The 5,509-nt window shown below is 68.9% G+C and carries 2 protein-coding genes; one reads left to right on the forward strand and one right to left on the reverse strand.

The annotated features are described in order from the left end of the window. The first annotated feature begins 269 nt into the window (after nucleotides 1-269). Nucleotides 270-1,700, forward strand: coding sequence for a glycoside hydrolase family 1 protein (locus tag JYJ84_RS27465; RefSeq protein ID WP_175223261.1), 1,431 nt, complete (start codon nucleotides 270-272; stop codon nucleotides 1,698-1,700). Between the two features lie 95 nt (nucleotides 1,701-1,795). On the opposite strand, the gene JYJ84_RS27470 is transcribed toward JYJ84_RS27465, so the two are convergent. Then, nucleotides 1,796-5,365 (reverse strand): indolepyruvate ferredoxin oxidoreductase family protein, encoded by a 3,570-nt coding sequence (locus tag JYJ84_RS27470; RefSeq protein WP_175223260.1) that lies wholly within the window; start codon nucleotides 5,363-5,365, stop codon nucleotides 1,796-1,798. Nucleotides 5,366-5,509 lie beyond the last annotated feature (144 nt).

Below are 5,509 nucleotides of genomic sequence, written 5' to 3' on the forward strand. Positions count from 1 at the left end.
GCGCCCCCACCCTTTCCCGCTCTCGACAACCGGCAGCCGGCCCACGGCCGCCGGATTTGTCTGTTCATTTAAAAAAACTTACACACCGCCCGGTTAAGATCGCCGCTTTCCGACTGATGCGCGCCGCCGCTCGTCTCGCGCGGCCCGGGAAGCACCACGCGCGCCGTCGCCCATGATGCATGGCCACGCCGGTTTCCGGCTCATTTTGCATCGTCATCCTAACGACAGGCACCACCAGGTGCCCGCCGGCGAGCCGGCCCGATCTCCTCATGCTCAACCATCCCGACCCGCTGACACCCCTCCCGTTTCCAGGTCGCCGCCGCTTCCTCGCGCAAGGTGCCGCCGTGCTCGGCAGCGGCATGCTCGGCGCCTGCGGCGGCGATTCTGTCGATTCGTCCGAACACTTCGCCGACGGCTTCGTGTGGGGCGTCGCCACCGCTGCGCCGCAAGTCGAAAGCCGCGGCGGCCGAGGACGAAGCAACTGGGATGTGTTCGCCGACCAGCCCGGCACGATCGCCGACGGCTCCACGAACGCGCGCTGCATCGAATTCGAGCAGCGCTACCCGGGCGATCTCGCGCTGCTCGCCGGCGCGGGGGTCCAGGCGTTCCGCTTCTCGACCGCGTGGCCGCGGGTGCAGCCGGACGGCGCCGGCGCAACGAGCGACGCGGGCCTCGCCACCTACGATCGCATGGTCGACGCGATGCTCGAGAATCGGCTCACGCCGTACCTGACGCTCTTTCACTGGGACATCCCGGTCTGGGCCGGCGATTTCCGCGACCGCGACATCGCGTACCGGCTGGCCGACTACGCGGACATCGTGTCGCGCCGGCTCGGCGACCGCGTCAAGCACTGGATGATGCTGAACGAGCCCAACGGCGTCGCGCTCGCCGGCTACGGCTTCGGCGCATCGCCGCCACGCGCGCACTCGATGGCAGACATGTTCGCCGCGATCCACCATCAGAACCTCGCACAGGGGCTGATGTTCCAGGCCGTGCGCGCGAACGTGCCGGGTGCGGCGCAGACCGGTACCACGATCAGCGGCCGGCCCGTGCATGCGGCGACGAATACGGCCGCCGACCAGGCCGCCGCCGCCCGGTTCGACGCGATCTGGCATCGCGCGTTTCTCGATCCGCTGTACGGCAAGGGTTATCCGGCCGAGCTGCAGGCGGCGCTGACGACGCTCGTGCAGCCGGGTGACATGGCGACGATCGCCGCGAACCCGGATTTTCTCGGCGTGCAGTACTACAACTGCTTCTACGTGAAGGCCGACGCGAGCAGCGCGGGCTTCGCGCTGGCCGACAGTCCGCCGGACGAAATCCAGACGATGGGGTATCCGGTCGAACCGTACGGGATGAGCGAGATGCTGCTGCGCGTTCATCGCGACTACGGCGCGCCGCGCATCGTCGTCACCGAGACGGGCTTCGCGATCGCCGAGCCGGCGCCGAGCAACGGCATCGTCGACGACGGCCCGCGCATCGACTATCTCGCCAGCTACCTGAATGCCGCACACGATGCCTATCGGCAGGGCGTGCGTCTCGGCGGGCTGTTCTGCTGGGCCGGGCTGGACAGTTGGGAGTGGAGCAGCGGCTTCGCTAAGAAATTCGGGTTGATCCACGTCGACCCGGCGACGCAGGCGCGCCTGCCGAAGCGCAGCCTCGCGTATTACTCGCGCTGCATCGCCGGCAATCGCGTCGCGTAAGCGACGGGCGTGGGCGTATCGGCGTCGACATGCCCACCCCATGAAAAACGGCGACGCCGGAAGCGTCGCCGTTTTCACATCCGCCCGCGTTCGCGCTACTTCGCGACGACGACCGGAATCCCCTTCAGCATCCCCGCGCCCTTCATCTCGTCGAGCGCGTGCTGCACGGCCGCGCTCGTCGCCGCTTCGATGCCGAGCTGCAGTGCAAGCTCGCGCTCCGTGCGCTTCACGCCGGCAAGATTGCGCACCTTCACGTGACCGAAGCCGCGCACGCGTGCGTGCAGGTCGGCCAGTTGCGCGACCTGCGCCGCATTGCCGGCCGTCGTCGCGGCGAGTGCACGCGCAAGCGTCGTCTCGTAGTCGTCGGCGAGCGCACGCTCCATCTTGCGCTCGACGGTGCGGCCGAACGGATCGAGCCACGTGCCGCGCAGGCTGCGCACGCGCGCCAGCATCCCGAACACCGGCCACATCCACTGGCCGAACACGCGCTTCTTCGGCGCGCTGCCGTCGCTGCCGGCCTTCGCGACCGTCGGCGGCGCCAGGTTGAACTTCACGCGATACGCCTGCCCCGGCACGCCTTCGAACTGCGCTTCGAGCGCCGTGCGGAAAGCGTCGTCCGTGTACAGCCGCGCGACCTCGTATTCGTCCTTCACCGCGAGCAGCCGGTAGAACGTCGTCGCGACCGCGCGCGTCAGCGCGTCGTCGCCCTTCGCGTGCGCCGCGCTCACGAGCGCACGGTAGCGCTCGACATAGCGTGCGCCGCCGTACGCATCGAGACGCGCTTCGCGATCGGCGATCAGCTCGGCGAGCGTCTCCGGCGCGGCATGCGTGGCCACCGTGTGGCGCGCGTTCCACAACGCGTCGAGGCCCGCCGCATCGCCGGCCGCCATCCGGCCGATCGAGAACGCGAGCTTGTTCATCGGCACCGCGACGTTGTTCAGCTCGATCGCGCGCATCATCGCGGCGAGCGACACCGGCACGAGGCCGAGCTGCCACGCGTAACCGAGCATCAGGATGTTCGCGCCGATCGAATCGCCGAGGAACTTCGCGGCGAGCGCCTGCGCGTCGCAGCTCGACAGGTAGCCGTCGCCGGCCGCGTGGTGCATCTTTTCGAGCAGCGCGTCCGCGTGCAGGTTCGCGTCGGGGTTCTGCACGAACGACGCGTTCGGGATCCGGTGCGTGTTGACGACGATCCGCGAACGTTCGTGACGCACCGTCTGCAGCGCCTCGGCGCTCGCGCCGACGACCATGTCACACGCGAGCAGCACGTCGGCCTGCTGCGTGTCGATGCGCACCTGGTTCAGCCACCGGTCGCTCGATGCGATCCGCACGAACGACAGCACCGAGCCGCCCTTCTGCGCGAAGCCCATGAAGTCGAGCACCGACGCGCTCTTGCCTTCGAGGTGCGCGGCCATGCTGATCAGCGCGCCGACCGTCACGACGCCCGTGCCGCCGACGCCCGTCACGAGCATGTCGAACGGTGCCGCGTCGAGATGCGTCGCCGGCACCGGCAGCGCATCGACGCGCACGGCGAGCGCCGCTTCGTCGAATGCGGCACCGGCGGCCTTCTTCAGCGCCGCGCCTTCGACCGTCACGAAGCTCGGGCAAAAGCCGTTCACGCACGAATAGTCCTTGTTGCACGACGACTGATCGATGCGGCGCTTGCGGCCGAGCGGCGTCTCCAGCGGCTCGACCGACAGGCAGTTCGACTGCACGCCGCAATCGCCGCAGCCTTCGCACACCGCGTCGTTGATGAACAGACGCTTGTCCGGGTCGGGGAATTCGCCTTTCTTGCGGCGGCGGCGCTTCTCGGCCGCGCAGGTCTGGTCGTAGATCAGCACGGTGACGCCCGGCGTCTCGCGCAGCTCGCGCTGCACGGTGTCGAGTTCGCTGCGGTGATGGAACGTCGTGCCCGGCGGGAACTGGCCGTGATGGCCGTCGTACTTCTCCGGTTCGTCGGACACGACGACGAAGCGCGACACGCCTTCCGCCTCGACCTGCCGCGCGATCTGCGGCACCGAGATGCTGCCGTCCACCGGCTGGCCGCCCGTCATCGCGACCGCGTCGTTATAGAGGATCTTGTACGTGATGTTCGCTTTCGCGGCGACCGCCTGGCGGATCGCGAGGATGCCCGAGTGGAAGTAGGTGCCGTCGCCGAGGTTCTGGAACACGTGCTTCGTGTTGGTGAACATCGCATGCGCGGCCCAGTCGACGCCCTCGCCGCCCATCTGGATCAGCCCGGTCGTGTCGCGCTCCATCCACGACGCCATGAAATGGCAGCCGATGCCGGCCTGCGCGATCGAGCCTTCCGGCACCTTCGTCGACGTGTTGTGCGGGCAGCCCGAGCAGAAGTACGGCGTGCGCTTCACCGCGTCCGCCTCGTTCGACAGGATCTGCGGCGCGACGAGATCGACCACGCGTTCGCGGCGGTCGAGCGCCGGCTTGTGGCGCGCGAGCCATGCGGCGAACACCGGCAGGATGCGCGACGGGCGCAGCTCGCCGAGCTCGGACAGCAGGCAGGCGCCGGCGGCGTCGTGCTTGCCGAGCACGCGCGGGCGAGCGCCGTCCGCGCGGTTGTACAGGTAGTCCTTGATCTGCTGCTCGATGACGGGGCCCTTCTCCTCGATCACGAGCACTTCGGCGAGCCCGTCGACGAAGGTTTCGAGCCGCGTCATTTCGAGCGGATACGACAGGCCGACCTTGTAGATCCGCACGCCGGCCGCGTCGAGGTCGGCCACCGTCAGGTCGAGGCGGCGCAGCGCTTCCATCAGGTCGAGGTGCGCCTTGCCGCAGGTCACGATGCCGACGTTCGCCTGCGCGCTCGGCGCGATCCACTTGTCGATGCTGTTGGAGCGCGCGAAATGGCGCACCGCGTCGAGCTTCGCGGCGAGGCGCGCCTCGATCGTGAGGCTCGGCAGGTCGGGCCAGCGGTTGTGCAGGCCGCCCGCCGGCGGCGTGAAGCCTTCGGGCGCCGGCCACTGCGTCTGCAGCGCGTCGAGGTCGACGGTCGAACCCGACTCGACCGTCTCCGAGATCGCCTTGAAGCCAACCCACGCGCCCGAGTAGCGCGACAGCGCCCAGCCGTACAGCCCGAATTCGAGCATGTCGGCGATGTTCGCCGGGTTCACGACCGGCATGTGCCACGCGATCATCGCGAAGTCGCTCTGGTGCGGCATCGACGACGACACGCAGCCATGGTCGTCGCCCGCGACGACGAGCACGCCGCCATGCGGCGACGAACCGTACGCGTTGCCGTGCTTCAGCGCGTCGCCCGCGCGATCGACGCCCGGGCCCTTGCCGTACCACATCGCATACACGCCCTCGACCGTGCGCTCGGGATCGGCCTCGACGCGCTGCGTGCCGAGCACCGCCGTGCCGCCGAGTTCCTCGTTGATCGCGGGCAGGAAGCGCACGCCGCCGGCGTCGAGCAGTTTCTTCGCCTTCCACAGCTGCTGGTCGACCATGCCGAGCGGCGAACCGCGATAGCCGCTGACGAAGCCGGCCGTGTTGAGCCCCTGTTCGGTGTCGACCGTGCGCTGCATCAGCAGCAGGCGAACCAGCGCCTGCGTGCCGGTCAGGAAGATCCGGCCGCGCGTCGCGGTCAGGTTGTCGGTCAGGCGGTAGTCGGACAGGGCAGGCGTGCCGTCGGGCAAGCGGGCAGTCATGGGGGATGTCTCCGGATTGTGCTGTTCTGGGCTGCTCGGCAGGGCGTCAGGCGACGCGTGGGGGCCGGCAGCGAATGGCTCTATTTTTTCGCGCGGCGCCGAGAATGTTTTTTCTCATCTTGCTCGGGCGGGGCCGGGGTGAGA

Source organism: Burkholderia sp. LMG 13014, assembly GCF_905232215.1.
Classification (GTDB): Bacteria; Pseudomonadota; Gammaproteobacteria; order Burkholderiales; family Burkholderiaceae; genus Burkholderia.

Bases quoted from the DNA above. Each gene is read 5' to 3' on its own strand.
- JYJ84_RS27465 (WP_175223261.1), top strand. From the start codon at position 270: ATGCTCAACCATCCCGACCCGCTGACACCCCTCCCGTTTCCAGGTCGC.
- JYJ84_RS27470 (WP_175223260.1), bottom strand. From the start codon at position 5,365: ATGACTGCCCGCTTGCCCGACGGCACGCCTGCCCTGTCCGACTACCGC.